This is a genomic window from Epilithonimonas sp. UC225_85 (assembly GCF_042695135.1).
Lineage (GTDB): Bacteria > Bacteroidota > Bacteroidia > Flavobacteriales > Weeksellaceae > Epilithonimonas.
Map to the genome: position 1 here is coordinate 1,023,461 of NZ_CP170547.1, position 17,999 is coordinate 1,041,459.

Genomic DNA, 17,999 nt, shown 5'->3' on the forward strand with positions numbered 1-17,999 from the left:
ATTTGTTTGATATGTCGTACAATACTGTGGTTTTGTTACTAGGAAGTAATATTAATAATCCGGAGAATAATATCCAAATTGCGCTAGAAAAAATAGAAAATGAGATAGGTGCAATATTAAAAAATTCTGAATTAGTTATAACATTGCCAGTAGAATTTGAAAGTTACAATAATTTTTGTAATATTGCAATTAATTTAAAAACACAATTTTCGCCTATAAGACTGTTGAGGCACCTTAAAAAAATTGAAAAAGAAATGGGTCGAACCAAAGATTCTTCAGATTTTGGCAGTTATCAGGACAGAATTATAGACATTGATATCGTATTATATAATAATATAAAGTTTATCTCGACGAAACTTACTATTCCTCATCACAAAAATCTTTACGAGAGAGATTTTGCAAGAGAAATAATAAATGAAGTGAGGTAAGATAGTATAACACAAATGATTATGAAGAAAACACTATTCTTATTTTTCCTATGGCCTTTTCTTGGTCTTGCACAGACTAATGAATCAACGGCTAAAACAGATTCGAAATTGCAACCATTTGACAACAAAAGCAGACTTTTCAAAGATTGGTCTATTTCTGTTGGAGGTGGGGGAGCTTTTATGGCTAATGCAGATCTCACTTCTTTTTATGATGGAGACATCAATTGGGGTTGGAACGGCTATGTAAGTATTGACAAACAGATTACGCAAGCTTTTGGGCTTTCTCTTTTGTATACAAGAGGAGAAACTAAACAAAAAGCTTTACTTAATGAAGCGGCTGGCGTTGCACATGGTTACACTAAGTTTAATCAGATTGCACTGTTAGGGGATGTCAATTTCTCTAACATTATGAGAAGAGTAGATAACAAGTCTAACTTCAGATGGGCATTCCATGGTTATGGTGGAGTTGGATTTACTGGCTACAAAACATTTTTGCAAGATGGCAATATGCTTAGTAAATGGCCTCTTTATATAGATCAAAAAATCGGAATTTCATCTTTCACATATATTGGTGGAGTTGGTTTAAAATATAATGTATCAAGATTGCTTGATGTAGAATTAAGAACATTGTACATTATTAGTGGCGATGAAGAATTCGATGGCGGTGGTTGGACAAGAGATGCCACTCCGGGATATAACCAGATTAATGATTCCTATACAGACAATGCATGGTTGGTTAACTTAGGTGTTTCGTTCAAATTAGGAAAGCACCAAGATCATCTTCGTTGGGTGGATCCATTACAAAATGCTTATGCAAGAACAGCTGATCTGGAAGAAAAATTCAAAGATTTCAAAGTTTGCGAAAAAGGAGATGTTGATAATGACGGAGTATGTGATGACTGGGACAGACAATTGGATACGCCTGCTGGTGCCAGAGTAGATGGTGCCGGAGTTGCTCTGGATCTAGATCTTGATGGTGTTATAGATCTTAATGATAAATGTGTTTCTATGCCAGGACCTATTGGAAATAATGGTTGTCCTGTAGAAAATACAGTTAAACCATTACAGGCAAAAGAACTGGCAATCACTGAAATTAATAAATATTTCAATGGAATAGAATTTGAACTTAATAAAGACGTTATCAGACCAAAATCTTTTTCAGATCTAAACAATGCTGCAGATATTATCAAAACATTAGGAGCAGATAATGGTTTTATAGTCGTAGGTGCTACAGATAGCAGAGGTTCTGCAGAATATAATAAAAAATTATCCCAGGCAAGAGCAAACGCAGTTGTTACCTATCTTGTTAATAAGGGTGTTTCCAAAGCTGTTTTAACAGCAGAAGGAAGAGGAAAAGGAGATCTTAAATATACAGAATGCGATCCGGCAACAAAATGTCCGGAGTGGAAAAATGAAGCTAACAGACGAGTATATTTTTTAGCAAAATAATTAATTAGAAAAAAAACATTCAAATATGAAACAAAATTTATTATCATTAGTAACATTAAGTTTGTTGTTACCTATGAGTCTAGCTGGTCAGGAGAAGTCCACAGATGCCAACTCCGGATCTCAAAATGTTTCCCCATTTACACAATCTTCAAAAAGATTCAATGACTGGTCTGTATCTGTTGGTGCGGGAGTACCACTTATTCAGTCAGCTGACATGACATCCATCAAAAACGGAAACGGGAAAAATCTTTTTGGATACTCAGCTTACATAAGTGTTGATAAAGCAATTACACACGCTTTTGGACTTAATTTGCAATATGACCATGGAGAAACAAGACAAGGTGAGATCAATACAAAAGATCATGTAGCTTTATCTGGAAATCGTCCTGCAGGTAGGACTCAATATGATGCTATTTCAATTTTAGGAGATCTTAATTTTTCGAACCTTCTTAGAAGAGTAGATAATAAATCTCCATTCAGATGGGCATTACACGGATATGCAGGTGTTGGTACATTAGCTTACAGATCATACAGACAGGATCCTGGTCCGGTATTTAATCAAGTTCTAAATTATGAGAAAAAACCATTTAAACTTGGTTCTCTTTTTGGACAGGCAGGTGCTGGTCTTAAATTTAAAATCAATAACAGAATTGATATAGAAGGTAGAGTAATGTACGTTGTTACAGGTGATGATGAATTTGATGGTGCAGGTGTTGGACAAAATGGATATAATCTTACAGAAGATCAAATCTCAGACAACTTCTTCAACACAACTTTAGGCCTTACCTTCAAATTGGGTAAGCACGAATCTCATTTGATGTGGCACGATCCATTGCAGGAGATCTATTACAAACTTGATGTTCTTAATGATAAAACGCAAGATCTTGAAGTTTGTAAAAAAGGAGATGTTGATAATGATGGAGTTTGTGATGATTGGGACAGACAGCTTGATACGCCGGCTGGAGCAAGAGTTGACGGTGCAGGTGTAGCATTAGACGTGGATTTAGACGGAGTTATTGATTTATATGACAAATGTGTAACAGTTCCTGGACCGGCAGAAAATAACGGCTGTCCTGTAGCTGCTATAAGCAACAATCCAAATTCTACTTCAGGAGTTGTAACAGACGAATCTACAATCATGAAAGGAATTGAGTTTGATCTTAATTCTGACAGAATTTTACCTTCCAATACACCGATCCTGAATAATGCAATTAATTATATTAATTCATCTAACAGTAACTTCAAAGTTATTGGTGGTACCGATACAAGAGGTACAGAAGAATATAATCAGGAGCTTTCTGAAAGAAGAGCAAATAATGTAAAAAATTATTTGATCCAGAATGGTGCAGACAAAAATAAGTTTGAAGCTTTGGGTACAGGAGAAAGTAATCTTTTATATCCTGAATGTGAACCAGCAGACAAATGTCCGGAATGGAAAAACAGAGCAAACAGAAGAGTATATTTTGAAGCTAAATAAAATATATTTTATATAATTAAAACCGTTTCGTTTTATTACGAGACGGTTTTTTTATTTTAAAGAATTGATTAAATTTACAGATGCTTTCCTCTATAGAATCACAAAATGTACTAATTCATAAAACGCTCAAACAATATTGGGGGTTTGATGAATTTCGGTCTTCCCAGGAAAAAATTATTCTTTCCATTATAAATGGTAAAGATACTTTAGCCTTGTTACCAACAGGAGGTGGGAAATCCCTTTGTTACCATCTGCCTGCAATCATTCTGGAAGGAACTTGTCTTGTGATATCACCTTTATTGGCATTGATGAGGGATCAGCTGCTTTCTTTACAGGCTTTGGGGATTGAAGCCGAGTTGCTTAGCTCAGAATTAGATGAGTTTGAAGAAGAAATCGTCTATAATCGTTGCAAAGAAGGCTTGACAAAAGTTTTATATGTCTCGCCGGAAAGATTGCAAAATCAATTATTTTTGAAGAATATTCAGGAGATCAACATATCTTTTGTTGCCGTGGATGAGGCTCATTGCATTTCAGAATGGGGACAGGATTTCCGTCCCAGCTATCAGAATATCAAAAAATTCAGGCAGGAATTCAAAAATGTACCTTGTCTAGCACTTACAGCAACAGCGACCAATCTAGTTGTAGATGAGATGGTAAGCAAATTAGGACTTCATAATCCTCAGATCTTCAGACAAAGTTTTAAAAGAGACAACCTGAATATCATTGTAGAAAATACTTCAGATAAGTATAAAAGGATTTTAGAGTTTCTAAGACAAAATCCATCGTCCGGAATAATATACACAAGAACAAGAAAAGAAGCAGAAGAGCTTACGTCTTTTATTAAGAGAAACCAATTTCAAAACATCGATTTTTTTCATGCCGGTCTGCCTTCAAATGAAAAGGAAAGACTTCAGAAAAAATGGATTACCGGGCAGTTTCATGTGTTGGTTTCTACCAATGCTTTTGGGATGGGTATTGATAAAGACAATGTCAGATTCGTAATTCATTTTTCCCCATCATCCACGATAGAAAATTATTATCAGGAAATTGGAAGAGCTGGTAGAAATGAAGAAGAAGCCTTGGTTTTGATGCTTTGGAATGAACAGGAAATCACCAATATCGATGATGTTTTCAAAAACCAAATCCCCAATAAAACAGAATATCAGAAAATACTGACTTATCTGTATTCCATTTTTCAAGTTGCAGATTCAGATTTACCGGAAAGAACTTTTCAGTTGGACATTAACAGGATTAAGAATTTAACAAAATTATCGATCGCAAAAATCAAGAATATTCTCACTTTTCTGAATAACCAGGAACTTGTCTATTATAAAAAAAATATTTCCGCTTCCACGATTCAAAGCTTTATCCAATCGGATGAGTTGGAACAGTTAGCACCTTCAGATGCTTATTTTATGGAACTTCTTTTCCGGAATTTACCAGGTCTGGGCATTCAGAAAGTTCATTTTAGCGATGTTGCATTTTGCAAAAAAAACGGATTTGATATTGTCAATTTCAAAGAAAGACTGAAGCAGATGCAAAAAGCCGGACATTTGGAATATCTCGACGGAAGCCAACATTCTATCAAGTTTTTAAAACCTAGGAATGACAGACATCTCTCAGGAGAATATTGGACGCTTTTTAACCATATTCAGAAAAATAAACTGAGAAAATGGGAAGAAAATAAATTCTATATAAAAGATTTGGATTTCTGTAAAATGAAGCTGATCCTGAGTTATTTTGGAGAACGGGATGCCGAAAATTGTGGTAAATGTTCCGTTTGCAGGAAAAGAAACAATTCCAAAAGAAATTTGTCCAGCGATATTTCGTTGCAACTTTCAAACAGGCCGATGTCTTTGGACGAAGTTGCTGCAAATCTTAATTTTTACTCCAAAGAATCAATTTCAGAAACACTGATTTTCCTTTTGGACATCGGCAAAGTCAAAATGTTGAATTACAAAACTTATATGCTCAATCAATAAAAACGTAGAATCTTACGCAGCCCGACTTGAGCGGAAATCCTTTTTTGCTTTTACTAAGTTCAACTTAATGAAAAACATGAGCAAAAAAGATTGACTTCGTCGAACCACTTCGTTAGGTTTGGGAGCGGAAGGCGGAATAGCTGCCATAAAAATCATTAATTATCTATCAACTATCATTTATCAATAATAAATCAATGCAGACGAAATCCCTTAATGTCGTTTTTTTCGGAACTCCCGATTTTGCAAGTTTTTCTTTAGAAGCTATTTTCAAATCCCATCATAAAGTTGTTGGCGTTGTAACTGCGCCAGACAAAGCCAGCGGACGCGGAATGAAACTCACGCCTTCACCAGTCAAAGTCTTTGCAGAAGAAAACAATCTCAATCTTTTTCAGCCAGAGAAACTCAGAAACCCAGAATTTCTGAAAGCCATTCAAAATCTAAATGCTGATGTTTTCGTAGTTGTTGCTTTCAGAATGATGCCTCAGGTTTTGTTCTCGATTCCGAGATTGGGAACTTTTAATCTTCACGCATCGCTTTTGCCAGATTATCGTGGTGCTGCACCAATTAATTATGCAGTGATTAATGGCGAAACCAAAACTGGCGTCACCACTTTTTTTATTAATGAAAAAATAGACGAAGGAAGCATTCTTCTTCAAGCTGAAACCGATGTTCTGCCAGAAGACAATGCCGGAACTTTGCACGATAAACTGATGACAATCGGTTCAGAATTAATCATTAAAACTTTGGATGGATTGGCTGATAACTCAATTCAGGAAAAACCTCAGCCTGAGAAAGAAAATCCAAAAACAGCGTATAAGATATTCAAAGAAAACCTGAAAATTGACTGGAATCAAAGTTCTGAAACTGTTCACAATTTCGTGAGAGGAATGTCACCGTATCCAACAGCTTTTACAACGCTGAAAGTTGGCGAAGAAGAAAAATCCCTGAAAATATTCAAAGGAAAATTCGAGTTAAAATTACATTCCCGGGAAGCAGGCGATGTTGATATTTCAAAAACGGAATTTAAGTTCTATACAAAAGACGGAATTTATTTCCCTGACGATGTTCAAATTCAAGGTAAAAAAAGATTGCCTGTCAAAGATTTCCTAAACGGAATCCAGAATTTTGAAGAGTACGGAAAATAAAATTTAGATATTAGAATTTAGATTTAATTTTGAAAGATCATTAATATTTAATATGAAAAAACTTTTTATCGGTTTGTTGTTCGCTTCAAACCTTTTCTTCGCTCAGGATTTGAAAGTGATGACCTACAACATCCGACTGTCATTAGAAAGTGATAAAGAAAATTCCTGGGACAACAGAAAAGAAGATGCTTTGGCATTGATGAGTTATTACCATCCGGATTATTTCGGTGTTCAGGAAGCTGTTCCACAGCAAATGGTTGATATCAAAACTGGTTTGAAGGATTACGATTACGTTGGCGTTGGCAGAGATGACGGTAAAAACCAAGGCGAATATTCAGCGATTTTCTATGACAAAAATAAATTGGAAGTTGTAAAATCCGGAACTTTCTGGCTCAGCGAAACGCCGGAAAAACCATCGAAAGGTTGGGACGCCGCTTACAACAGAATTTGTACCTACGCACTTTTCAAAATAAAAAAAAGCGGTAAGAAATTCTATGCTTTCAATGTTCATTTTGACCATATTGGAGATATTGCAAGAGTCAATTCTTCCAAATTAATCCTTGAAAAAATAAAACAACTGAATCCTGAAAATCTCCCTTTGACATTGACAGGCGATTTCAATTTGACGGATGATACTGAACCTATAAAAATTATTTCGCAATCGTTAGATAATGCTTATTATCATTCGAAAAAACCACATTACGGACCGAAAGGAACTTTCACGGCGTTCGATGTCAACACCATTCCGAAAGATAGAATCGATTATATTTTTGTAAAAGGTTTCGAAGTTCAATCGAACAGAACGATTAATGACAGGCGGGAAAATCTGCTTTATCCATCAGACCATTTTCCGATTTTGGCGGAGATTAGTTTTAAGAAATAATACAAACAAAAATCCTCTTGATGAAAGAGGATTTTTTATTTTAGTGAAAAAAGTCTTCGACATAGTTCATATTGAGCGAAGTCGAAATACTCAGACTGACATTGATAAAAATTTGAATTTGTAGTATTAGAGTTATCAAACTGAACGGAATCGAAGTGTTCAAACTATTTTTCCCAAACAATCTTATTTGTCATTACATCACTGGAATTAGTTCCAACCATTATTTCAAATTCGCCAGCTTCCCAATCGTAATTCAGTGCGTCATCGTAGAATTTCAAATCTTCCGGAGTTAGCTTGAAAGTAACGTTTTTGTTTTCCCCTTTTTTCAGGAATATCTTTTGGAAACCTTTCAGTTCTTTGATTGGACGAACCACTTTTCCAAAAAGGTCGCGGATGTACAATTGAACGACTTCTTCACCGTCAAATTTCCCAGTGTTGGCAACATTCACAGTGATGGTCAAAGTTTGATTGCCTTTCAGATTTTCGGAACTCAGGTTTAAATTTGAATATTTGAAATCTGTATAACTCAATCCAAATCCAAATGGGAATTTCGGGTCGTTATCCAAATCGATGTAAGCAGAAACGTAATTTCTATCTGTAGATTTTCCAGCAGGTCTTCCGGTATTGTAATGGTTATAGTAGATTGGGATTTGACCTTCCGTTCTTGGGAAAGTCATTGGAAGTTTTCCTCCGGGATTTATATTTCCGAAGATGACATCAGCGATGGAATTACCAGCTTCTGTTCCCAGCCACCAACTGTAAACAATAGTCGAAATATTATCCGCTGCCCAGTCAAAAACCAAAGGTCTTCCCGCATTAATCATTAATACAATTGGTTTTCCAGTTTTTGCAATTTCTTTTAGTAAGTCTTCCTGAACGCCTGAGAAGTGCAGGTTACTTCGGCTTTTCGCTTCGCCACTCATTGCGTGACCTTCTCCCAAGGTCATTATCACGACATCTGCTTTTTTTGCGGTTTCGATGGCTTCTGCAAACATCGATTTGTCTTCATCATTTTCATTGCAGCCTTTTGCGTAAAGTATGGTTGAGTTTTTATCTAATTGATTTTTGATGCCGTCAAATTGAGTCACGATTCTTTGCGCATCATCCTTGAAAGGAACCGACCAAAATCCGTGCATCGCCACAGCATCTTTCCCGAATGGCCCAATCAGAGCAACCGTCTTAGTGGATTTAGAAAGTGGGAGAAGTTTCTTTTGGTTCTTTAAAAGGACAATGCTTTTTGCACCAAATTCTCTTCCAAATTTTCTGTGTTCAAGATTATTGGTTTGTTGTTTTTGTCTGTCGGTATTTGAAAATTTATATGGGTCATCAAATAAACCAAGTTCAAATTTCTTGATTAAGACTCTTCTTACGGCATCATCCACAAATTTGATGTCCACTTTTCCTTCTTTCACCAATTTTGGAAGTTGTTCCATATAGATTCTGCTTTCCATATCCATATCAGAACCTGCGAGGATGGCTTTTTCTCCGGCTTCAGCATTGTCTTTTGCATAACCGTGTTTTATCATTTCGCCAATGCTTCCCCAGTCGGAAACTACAAAACCTTGAAATTTCCATTTGTCTTTCAGTAAATCTCTAAGGATGTATTTGTTAGCCGTTGCCGGAATTCCGTTGATGTCGTTGAAGGAATTCATAAAAGTGGCGACCCCCGCTTCAGCTGCAGCTTTAAAAGGTGGGAGATATGTTTCATTTAATTGTCTTAAACTCATATCGACCGAGTTGTAATCTCTGCCACCAACTGCTGCGCCGTAAGCTGCAAAGTGTTTGGCGCAGGCCATTATCGCATCGATGTTGCCTAATCCTTTTCCCTGGAAACCTTTGATTCTCGCCAATCCGATTTTGGTTCCGAGGAAAGTATCTTCACCAGAACCTTCCATCACGCGCCCCCATCTTGGGTCTCTCGCAATGTCCACCATTGGCGCAAATGTCCACTGGATGCCGTAAGCTGATGCTTCTATAGCCGCGATTCTTTCGGATTTTTCTATCATTTCCAAGTCCCAGCTTGCGGCCTGACCAAGATTAATCGGGAAAGTTGTTCTGAATCCGTGAATCACATCTTGTCCAAATATCAACGGGATTTTTAGTCTTGATTCTAAAGCTAATTTTTGGAATGCTTTGGTTTCTTCTGCGCCGGTAACATTCAGCATCGAGCCGACTTTTCCGCTTTTTATTTCTTCCAAGACTTTTTTGGAGTTGGAGTTTTGAGGTCCTGTGGCGTATTCGAAGCCGCTGTATTGGACGAGTTGTCCGGCTTTTTCTTCCAGGGTCATTTTGGAAAGGAGTTCGGTGACTTTTTGGTCGATGCTTTTCTGTGCGGAGATGGTGATTCCGAAGATTAATAATAGGAATGAAAGGCTATGTTTTATCATAATTTTTCTTTTGTCTCTTTTTGAGGTATTAATATTTGTAAATGTAATTATTATAAACCACCCTGTCAAAAATTTTTCAAATTTTTGCCACCCCTCCATGGGAGGGGAATTTTGGATGTTTTTTGGTTTTGTGATTTTTGTTGCATTTTGTTGATTGGATTTTGGGTTTGTCAATTCAAGGTTGGCGGAAGCTATTTCAAGATTGGCGGATGTCAATTCAATGTTTGCGGAAGCTATTTCAAGATTGGCGAATGTCAATTCAACATTAGCGGAAGCTTATTCAAGGTTGGCGGAAGCTATTTCAAGATTGGCGGATGTCAATTCAAGATTAACGGAAGCTATTTCAAGATTGGCGAATGTCAATTCAACATTAGCGAAAGCTTATTCAAGGTTGATGGATGTCTGCGTATTGTTTTAAATTCTTTATTTTTGATACTTATATTTTTTAATTTCTCGCAGATTTCATTGATTTTGCAGATTAAAAAGTTAAAATAAATCTTATTAAAATTTCAGAAGAATGAAAAAACTATTATTGGGATTGATGCTGGTAGGAATGGCGGTGTCTGCGCAGAAACTTTATATGCCGAGGAATATCAAGAATGCTTATGCAAAGGGAACTCGCGATATTTCCGGAAAGCCGGGAAAAAATTACTGGCAGAACAAAGGCGTTTATGATGTGAACGTGAAAGTGGATGCGAAAACGAAAATGGTTTCGGGTTCCGAGACAATTCAGTATTCCAATAATAGTAAGGATGAGTTGAAGGTTTTGGCGATTCGGTTTGTAAATAATGTGAATAAACCGCAGGCTCCAAGAGCCGGATATGCTTCGAAAGAATCGATGACGGATGGTCTGAAGATAAAATCATTCTCCATTAACGGTGAAAAATACAATATCAATAGCGACGATTGGGGAACTGTGGAAGCGGTGAAGCTGACGAAAGCGATTGCCTCAAAATCCAAAACTGAAATCAAGATCGATTGGGAATATCCATTAGCAAAGGAAAGTGGGAGAGAAGGACAGATAGATCCGGAGACTTTTTATGTGGCTTACTCTTTCCCAAGAGTTTCGGTTTATGATGATTACAATGGCTGGGATATGCTGGCGCACAACGGCAGACAGGAGTTTTATAATGACTTTAATGATTATTCGTTTGCGATTTCTGCGCCTAAGAATTTTGTGGTTTGGTCAACGGGAGATTTCCTTAATCCTGAAGAAGTTCTGCAACCTGAATATCTTAAACGTTTTAAAGAGTCTTTGAAATCTGATAAAATCATTCATGTTACAAATGAATCTGAAATGAAATCAGGGAAAGTGACGAAGCAGAATGAGTGGAATATTTGGAAATTCAAGGCGAATAACATTGTTGATTTTTGTTTTGCCTTGAGCAATCATTATGTTTGGGATGCGTCGAGTGTCCAGTTGAAAACAAAAAGAGCGAGCGTACAAGCGGCTTATAATGCTGGTGCAAAAGATTTCGAAAAATATACGGAGTGGATGCGCTACAACCTGAAATGGTTTTCGGAAAACTGGCCGGGTGTGGAATATCCTTTCCCTGCGATGACTGCCGTCCAAGGTTACGCCGATATGGAATATCCAATGATGATCAACGATACGAGTATTCCCGATGATTTCCAGGATGCGAGATTGACGGCTGACCACGAGATTGCGCATACTTATTTTCCTTTTTATATGGGAATCAATGAAACACGATATGCTTATATGGATGAAGGCTGGGCAACAACTCTTGAATATCTGATAGGCATTGCTGAAAACGGGCAGGAAGCAGCGGACAAATTTTATAAAAACTTCCGTGTGAAGCGTTGGATCAATGATGCTTCTGCGGAACAAGACCAGCCTGTGATTACAATGAGTTCTCAGCTTGCAGGCGCAGGTTATGGGAATAATGCTTATGTGAAATCATCACTTTCCTATCTGGCTTTGAAAGATTATTTGGGTGACTACTTGTTCAAAAAAGCGCTTCATACTTATATGGATAACTGGAATGGGAAACATCCGATTCCTTGGGATTATTTTAATTCTATGAATGCCGGTTCGGGGAAGAATCTGAATTGGTTTTTTAATAACTGGTTTTATACGAACAATTATATTGATCTGAAGATTGGAAATGTTTATCAACAAAATAATCAGTTGGCTTTAACGGTAGAGAATGTTGGCGGATTTGCGGTTCCTTTTGATGTGGTTTTGACCTATGACGATGGGACGACGGAGAAAGAGCATTTCACGCCGGCAGTTTGGGAGAAAGACCAGAAGATAACCAACCTGAATATTCCGGTTAAGAAGAAAATCAAATCTATTAATTTGAATGGCGGGATTTTTATGGATTACACGCCGGGGGATAATTTGAAGAGTTTGTAAAATGGGAACGCCACAAGATGATTGTGGCGTTTTTTATTCATTAATGTGAGAATCAATATCCATTTGTTGATGAAGGATTCTGATGATTTCAACTTTTTCTTCTTTTATATTAATTCTGTAAAAAATAAAATGTGATTTTACACGTGAACGGAAATAACCTTTTCTGATTTTATTATAATCTTTGCCTGATTTTGGATTTCCGGATAAATATTCAATTTCGTCCATTATCAAATCAAAGTAATAATCTGCCTGTTCCAAAGACCAATTTTCAAAAGTATAAAGCCAGATTTTTTCTAAATCATTTTTGGCTTCTTGACTGAATTTGAAATCCATTTATTCAGTAACATATTTTTGATGTAGGTTTTTCTTGAAAGATTCTCGATCAAAATCTGTTATAAATCCCGATTTTTCTCCCTTTTGGAGTTCTTTTATCAGTTCTGTTTTTTTTGTTTCTTCGTGTTCGAATAATCGCAATGCCGCTCTTACAACTTCGCTTGCAGAAGTATATTTTCCATCTTTGATTTGCTTGCTTATGAAATTATCAAAATAATCTCCCAATAAAATGGATGTATTTTTAGCCATTATCTTTTGCTTAAATTTCTAATATCAAATGTACCAAGTTTTGGTATTTTGGACAAATTTATGTGTTTTTTTATTTTAAGAATTCACTTCGTAATTTTTCATTTTTTACCTTATGATATAATTTATTGCTAATTTGTAAATCATTGCCAATTCTTTTAGCCATTAAATTCTTCTCTCTTTTTACTTTTACATACTCACCATTGGAATCTTTTTTCATTATAGTTGGACAATTGTCACAAGAAATTTCCTTTGTTGTAATTTTTATCTGATTTCCTTTTTCATTCTTAATTCCTTTGTAATAATAGAATCCTCCATCGCTTGCGGAATATATTGTATCATTCTTACTAATTGCGATTGGACTTTGGTCAATGAAGACACTGTCATTTTTAAATTTGATATATGTTTTCCTAAACCATCGATAATCGGGTTGGCTTTCATCAGAATATCCTTCCATTTTTTCAAATCCTAAGTATGAAGTCTCTGTATTTTCATAATTTAACTTATTTGATTTAAAGGAGACTAAAATTATAAGTGCTCCAATAATTAGAGATTTTTTGGTTATCATTTTCATTAATTATTTAAAAAGTAAAAGAGCATTTCTGATTCAGAAACGCCCTTTCGTTTTAAAATAGTATTTAATATGAAGAAAAATTTAACGCTTATTCCACCGGTCTGAAAACCAAACCTGTTTCTTCGAAATAATCTAACGTGATTCTGTCACCATCATTCACGGTTCCTGCGAGGATCTCTCTGGATAATTTATTTAAAACTTCCTGCTGGATTACTCTTTTCAAAGGTCTAGCTCCGAAAGCCGGGTCGTAGCCTTTGTTGGTAAGGTAATCCAAAGCATCCTGTGTCGCAGTCATTATGATGTTTCGTTTTGCCAACAGATCATTGAAACCTCTCAATTGATACTGAACAATTTTTCCGATTTCTTTCCTTCTCAAAGGCTGGAACAATACGGTTTCATCAATCCTGTTCAGGAATTCCGGACGAAGAGTTTGTTTCAGTAAATCAAAAACTTCAATTTTTGTTTTGTCAACGATTTCATCTTGGTTTTCCTCCGTAATATTTTCAAAATTCTCCTGAATAATGTGCGAACCGAGATTTGAGGTCATAATGATAATCGTGTTTTTAAAATTCACGACTCTGCCTTTGTTATCAGTCAATCTTCCATCATCCAAAACCTGTAGCAGCGTGTTGAAAACATCCGGATGCGCTTTTTCAATTTCGTCTAAAAGCACTACTGAATAAGGTCTTCTTCTAACAGCTTCCGTCAATTGTCCGCCTTCATCATAACCAACGTATCCAGGAGGCGCACCAACTAATCGCGAAACGGAATGACGTTCCTGATATTCACTCATATCGATTCTTGTCATATTGTTTTCATCGTCGAATAGAAACTCAGCTAGAGCCTTTGCCAGCTCAGTCTTACCAACTCCGGTTGTTCCTAAAAACAAGAATGAACCAATTGGTTTTTTCTCGTCACTCAATCCCGCTCTGTTTCTTCTGATCGCATCTGCAACTGCCTGAATGGCTTCCTCCTGACCAACAACTCTGTGGTGAAGTTCGGTTTCAAGATGTAATAATTTTTCTCTTTCAGACTGAAGCAACTTGGTAACAGGAATACCAGTCCATTTTCCGATGACTTCAGAGATATTGTCAGCGGTTACTTCTTCTTTAATCAATTCATTCTGATGGTTTTGCATCTCCAGTTCGAGTTTCTGCAAAGCATCTTCTTTTTCTTTTATTTTTCCGTACTGAATTTCTGCAACTTTTGCGTAATCTCCTGCTCTTGATGCTCTTTCGGCTTCCAGTTTCAAAGATTCAATATCTTTTTTGATGTTTGTTAGATCCTCAGATTTTTGTTTTTCCTTAAGCCATTTTGCATTAATTTCATTTCTCTGTTCTGAGATTTTTGAAATATCTTCTTTTAAATGGTCGATTTTCGTTTGGTTTCCTTCTCTTGAGATCGCTGCCAACTCAATTTCCATCTGCATTAGTTTTCTGTCTAAAACATCCAGCTCTTCAGGTTTTGAATTGATTTCCATTCGCAACTTAGCCGAAGCTTCGTCAATCAAGTCAATTGCTTTGTCCGGTAAGAATCGGTCTGAAATATATCGTTGAGACATTTCCACCGCCGCAATAATTGCTTCGTCTTTGATTCTTACTTTGTGATGCGCTTCATATTTATCTTTAATTCCACGGAGAATGGAAATTGCAGACTCCGTATCAGGCTCTTCCACCATTACTTTTTGGAAACGTCTTTCTAAAGCTTTATCTTTTTCAAAATATTTTTGATATTCATTTAAAGTTGTTGCACCTATCGCTCTTAATTCTCCTCTTGCCAAAGCTGGTTTAAGGATATTTGCAGCATCCATTGCGCCTTCACCACCGCCGGCTCCCACCAAAGTATGAATTTCGTCAATGAAAAGAATGATTTGTCCGTCTGATTTGATAACCTCATTCACGACAGATTTTAACCTTTCTTCAAATTCACCTTTATATTTTGCACCGGCGATCAATGCTCCCATATCCAATGAATACAATGTTTTATCCATTAAATTTTCAGGAATATCTCCGCTTATAATTCTGTGCGCAATTCCTTCTGCAATGGCAGTTTTACCAACTCCGGGTTCACCAATCAAAATCGGATTGTTTTTTGTTCTTCTTGAAAGAATCTGTAAAACTCTCCTGATTTCTTCATCACGGCCGATAACTGGGTCTAATTTTCCTTCTGCAGCGAGTTCGTTGAAGTTTTTAGCATATTTATTTAACGATTGATACGTCTCTTCCGAACTTGCAGATGTGGCTTTGCTTCCTTTTCTTAATTCTTTAATTCCGCCTTCCAAAAGACTTTTGGTCACGCCCATATCTTTCAACATTTTAGAAACTTCAGAATTGGTTTCTAATAATGAAAGCCATAAATGTTCGATGGTTACGAATTCATCGCCCATTTTTTTCGCGATATTCGGAGCATCCAGCAAAACTTTGTTCGCTGATTGAGAAAGGTAAATATTTCCTCCCTGTACTTTTGGAAGTCTTTCAAGATTTTCACGGTTGCGCTCTCTTACCAGATTAGCATCTGCTTCAGACTTTTTCAGTAAAAAAGGCGATATATTTTCGTCTACCTGAAAGATTCCTTCCAATAAATGTTGAGGTTCTATTTGCTGATTGCCAAATTCCATTGCCACTTGCTGAGCGGCCTGGATGGCTTCCTGCGATTTTACGGTATATTGGTTTAAGTTCATATCTTTTTAGTTATTAAATGATTAAAAAATTAAAAGATTGGTTATTAAAGTTACATCAAATTCTATTCAACTTTTAAGTTTATAAGAATGACTTTTGTTTTAAAAAACATTAAGAAACTGAAATCTTCCAACTTGAGCTTCTTAATGCTTTATCAATCATTTAATTCGAATACCTTATCGCAAAAAGTATTCTTTTGTTTAATTTCTAATATTATAAGACAAAATTTCCGAATAATTAAATTTTAATTCAAATTGAAAAGACAAAATTTCCGGAAACTTGTAAAATCGATCAAAAATGATTGTCAATTTGGTAATGAAATTTTTATCAGTACTATTTAGTAATGTTTTAATTCGTTTTTTTTATTTATAAATTTGAGTCTATAAAATCTGAAATTGACTCGTTTTCTATTTGTTTTGATGACTTTCTGTTTTACAATATTTTGTTCTGCTCAAAAACAAAATCAGGAAGACCTGTCTGGTTCCGAGACTTTGGATTATTCTAAAATTTCACCGGAACAAATCATCGATCAAAGCCTAAAGAAGCTTGAACAACCAATCTCTGACGAAGCAAAATACGAAGTACGGATGAAAATGGCGGATGCTTATCTGAAAATCAAAAAACCTGATTTTGCAAAATCAACGGAGATGCTTTTCAAAGCGAAAGAAATTGCAGAGAAAATTGATGATCCCCGGATGATGGCAAAAATCTATGGTTCTATTGCCAATCAATATTCCTTTCTGAATTTTCCGGATAAGATAAAACCATATCTTGATTTGTCAAAGCAACAAGTCGACAAGCTTCCGAACGGATATGAAAAGAATTATTTGACAGCACGCCTTTTCATTGAATATGGGAATCTGGAAGCGGACAAAGAAAATTTTCTTATGGCAAAGAAAGACTATCAGTACGCTTTGAAATCTCTAAGGAAAAACGGAACCCCAAATAAAAGAGATATTTTCCAGTACAGACGCGCATTTTACAATATTGGCGTTGCTTATGCCTATCTCAAAAAAAATGATTCAGCCGAATATTTTCTTAACAAAGCATTGGTAATTCGGGATAATGAAAATAAGGAATTCAAATATTTCATTTACAATAACTTGGCTAAAGTTTATGCCGATAAAAATGAACATCAGCGGGCAATTGACTCATTGGAGATTGTTATGAAAGATGATGGTTTCAAAGACAGCAGACTAAGAGCTGATATGTACAAAAAGCTGATTGCGTCTTACAAAGCAATAAACAACCACGATAAATATATTGAGTATTCGGAGAAGTTACTTGATCTTGATCCTGATGTAAAGGAGAATAACTTAAAGGCAATCAATACGGCTGTGAATGCTGAACAGAGGAATCTCCTGGAAAAAATTTCTGATAAAGAAGGTCATAACCAGCTTTTGATATTCAGTTGTGCATTATTAATTATTCTAGGAGGAATATTCATTTTTTACATCAATCAAAAAAGGAAAAAAGAAAAGCTGATCTATCAGAGCTTCATTTCGAATTTAAAGGAAAAAGAAACCGTCGAAATCACAGAACCGGAAGTTGAAGAAAAGGAGAAAGTTTCTTTCGCAGTTCCAAGCTCTGCAGAAGCCAGTATTCTGGAAAAATTAGAAAGATTTGAGGCATCGACTAGATTCACCAATTCCAAACTTTCTGTGGCGAGTCTTGCGGTGATGTTCAAAACCAATCCGACTTATCTTTCCGAAACAATTAAAAAACACAAAGAGAAAAACTTTAATAATTACATTAATGAGCTTCGGATCAATTATATCTGCAAACAGATCCTGGACCGCCCGGAATTTCTCAATTATAAGATAAGTTATCTCGCCGAGCAGGCAGGTTTTTCTTCCCACAGCAGCTTCACAACTATATTTAAAAACGTTACGGGCATCTCTCCGTCTTCTTTCCTCCGTGAAGCTGAAAGAAAAAATAAAAATATTTAATTGTTTGATTATTAATATTTTAACTGCATGTTTTGGTTTTTGAAATATGATATTTCGAAAGTGTAATGTTATTTTTTATTGATTTTAACAT

Annotated in this window: 14 protein-coding genes; 9 read left to right on the plus strand and 5 right to left on the minus strand. The window is 36.0% G+C overall.

The features are described 5' to 3' along the window. Positions 1-11: 11 nt before the first annotated feature. The 6 genes from folK (at position 12) to ACFJGY_RS04980 (ending at position 7,364) form a co-directional block, all read left to right on the plus strand. The gene (gene folK, locus ACFJGY_RS04955; protein ID WP_379968695.1) at positions 12-428 is read left to right on the plus strand and encodes a 2-amino-4-hydroxy-6-hydroxymethyldihydropteridine diphosphokinase; all 417 of its coding nucleotides are present in this window, start codon (positions 12-14) and stop codon (positions 426-428) included. A 21-nt stretch (positions 429-449) separates the two neighbouring features. After that, on the plus strand, positions 450-1,877 hold the full coding sequence (locus ACFJGY_RS04960; RefSeq protein WP_379968697.1) for an OmpA family protein: 1,428 nt from the start codon (positions 450-452) through the stop codon (positions 1,875-1,877). 25 nt (positions 1,878-1,902) lie between these two features. After that, complete coding sequence (locus ACFJGY_RS04965) at positions 1,903-3,354, plus strand: OmpA family protein (protein ID WP_379968699.1); 1,452 nt, start codon at positions 1,903-1,905, stop codon at positions 3,352-3,354. 80 nt (positions 3,355-3,434) lie between these two features. Beyond that, complete coding sequence (locus ACFJGY_RS04970; protein WP_379968702.1) at positions 3,435-5,336, plus strand: ATP-dependent DNA helicase RecQ; 1,902 nt, start codon at positions 3,435-3,437, stop codon at positions 5,334-5,336. A 194-nt stretch (positions 5,337-5,530) separates the two neighbouring features. Beyond that, positions 5,531-6,481 carry a methionyl-tRNA formyltransferase gene (fmt, locus tag ACFJGY_RS04975; protein WP_379968704.1) on the plus strand — a complete coding sequence of 317 codons (951 nt, stop codon included), beginning with the start codon at positions 5,531-5,533 and terminating at the stop codon, positions 6,479-6,481. A gap of 52 nt (positions 6,482-6,533) precedes the next feature. Continuing rightward, positions 6,534-7,364, plus strand: a complete 831-nt coding sequence (locus tag ACFJGY_RS04980; protein ID WP_379968707.1) for an endonuclease/exonuclease/phosphatase family protein — start codon at positions 6,534-6,536, stop codon at positions 7,362-7,364. A gap of 164 nt (positions 7,365-7,528) precedes the next feature. On the opposite strand, the gene bglX is transcribed toward ACFJGY_RS04980, so the two are convergent. Further along, the gene (bglX, locus tag ACFJGY_RS04985) at positions 7,529-9,751 is read right to left on the minus strand and encodes a beta-glucosidase BglX (protein ID WP_379968709.1); all 2,223 of its coding nucleotides are present in this window, start codon (positions 9,749-9,751) and stop codon (positions 7,529-7,531) included. Between the two features lie 181 nt (positions 9,752-9,932). Between bglX and ACFJGY_RS04990 the strand changes: the two genes are divergently transcribed. Then, positions 9,933-10,169, plus strand: a complete 237-nt coding sequence (locus ACFJGY_RS04990; RefSeq protein ID WP_379968712.1) for a hypothetical protein — start codon at positions 9,933-9,935, stop codon at positions 10,167-10,169. Between the two features lie 99 nt (positions 10,170-10,268). After that, on the plus strand, positions 10,269-12,128 hold the full coding sequence (locus tag ACFJGY_RS04995) for a M1 family metallopeptidase (RefSeq protein WP_379968714.1): 1,860 nt from the start codon (positions 10,269-10,271) through the stop codon (positions 12,126-12,128). A gap of 33 nt (positions 12,129-12,161) precedes the next feature. On the opposite strand, the gene ACFJGY_RS05000 is transcribed toward ACFJGY_RS04995, so the two are convergent. The 4 genes from ACFJGY_RS05000 to clpB all read right to left on the minus strand — a co-directional run bounded on the left by ACFJGY_RS05000 (position 12,162) and on the right by clpB (position 15,961). Further along, entirely contained in the window at positions 12,162-12,461 is a 300-nt protein-coding gene (locus tag ACFJGY_RS05000; protein ID WP_379968716.1) for a type II toxin-antitoxin system RelE/ParE family toxin, read from the minus strand. Beyond that, a complete protein-coding gene (locus ACFJGY_RS05005) occupies positions 12,462-12,710 on the minus strand; it encodes a type II toxin-antitoxin system ParD family antitoxin (RefSeq protein ID WP_379968718.1) in 249 nt (82 codons plus the stop codon). 70 nt (positions 12,711-12,780) lie between these two features. Then, entirely contained in the window at positions 12,781-13,275 is a 495-nt protein-coding gene (locus ACFJGY_RS05010; protein ID WP_379968720.1) for a hypothetical protein, read from the minus strand. 94 nt (positions 13,276-13,369) lie between these two features. Continuing rightward, positions 13,370-15,961 carry an ATP-dependent chaperone ClpB gene (gene clpB / locus ACFJGY_RS05015; protein ID WP_379968722.1) on the minus strand — a complete coding sequence of 864 codons (2,592 nt, stop codon included), beginning with the start codon at positions 15,959-15,961 and terminating at the stop codon, positions 13,370-13,372. 393 nt (positions 15,962-16,354) lie between these two features. On the opposite strand from clpB, the gene ACFJGY_RS05020 reads away from it, so the two are divergent. Then, a complete protein-coding gene (locus ACFJGY_RS05020) occupies positions 16,355-17,908 on the plus strand; it encodes a helix-turn-helix domain-containing protein (protein ID WP_379968724.1) in 1,554 nt (517 codons plus the stop codon). The last annotated feature ends 91 nt before the right edge of the window (positions 17,909-17,999 follow it).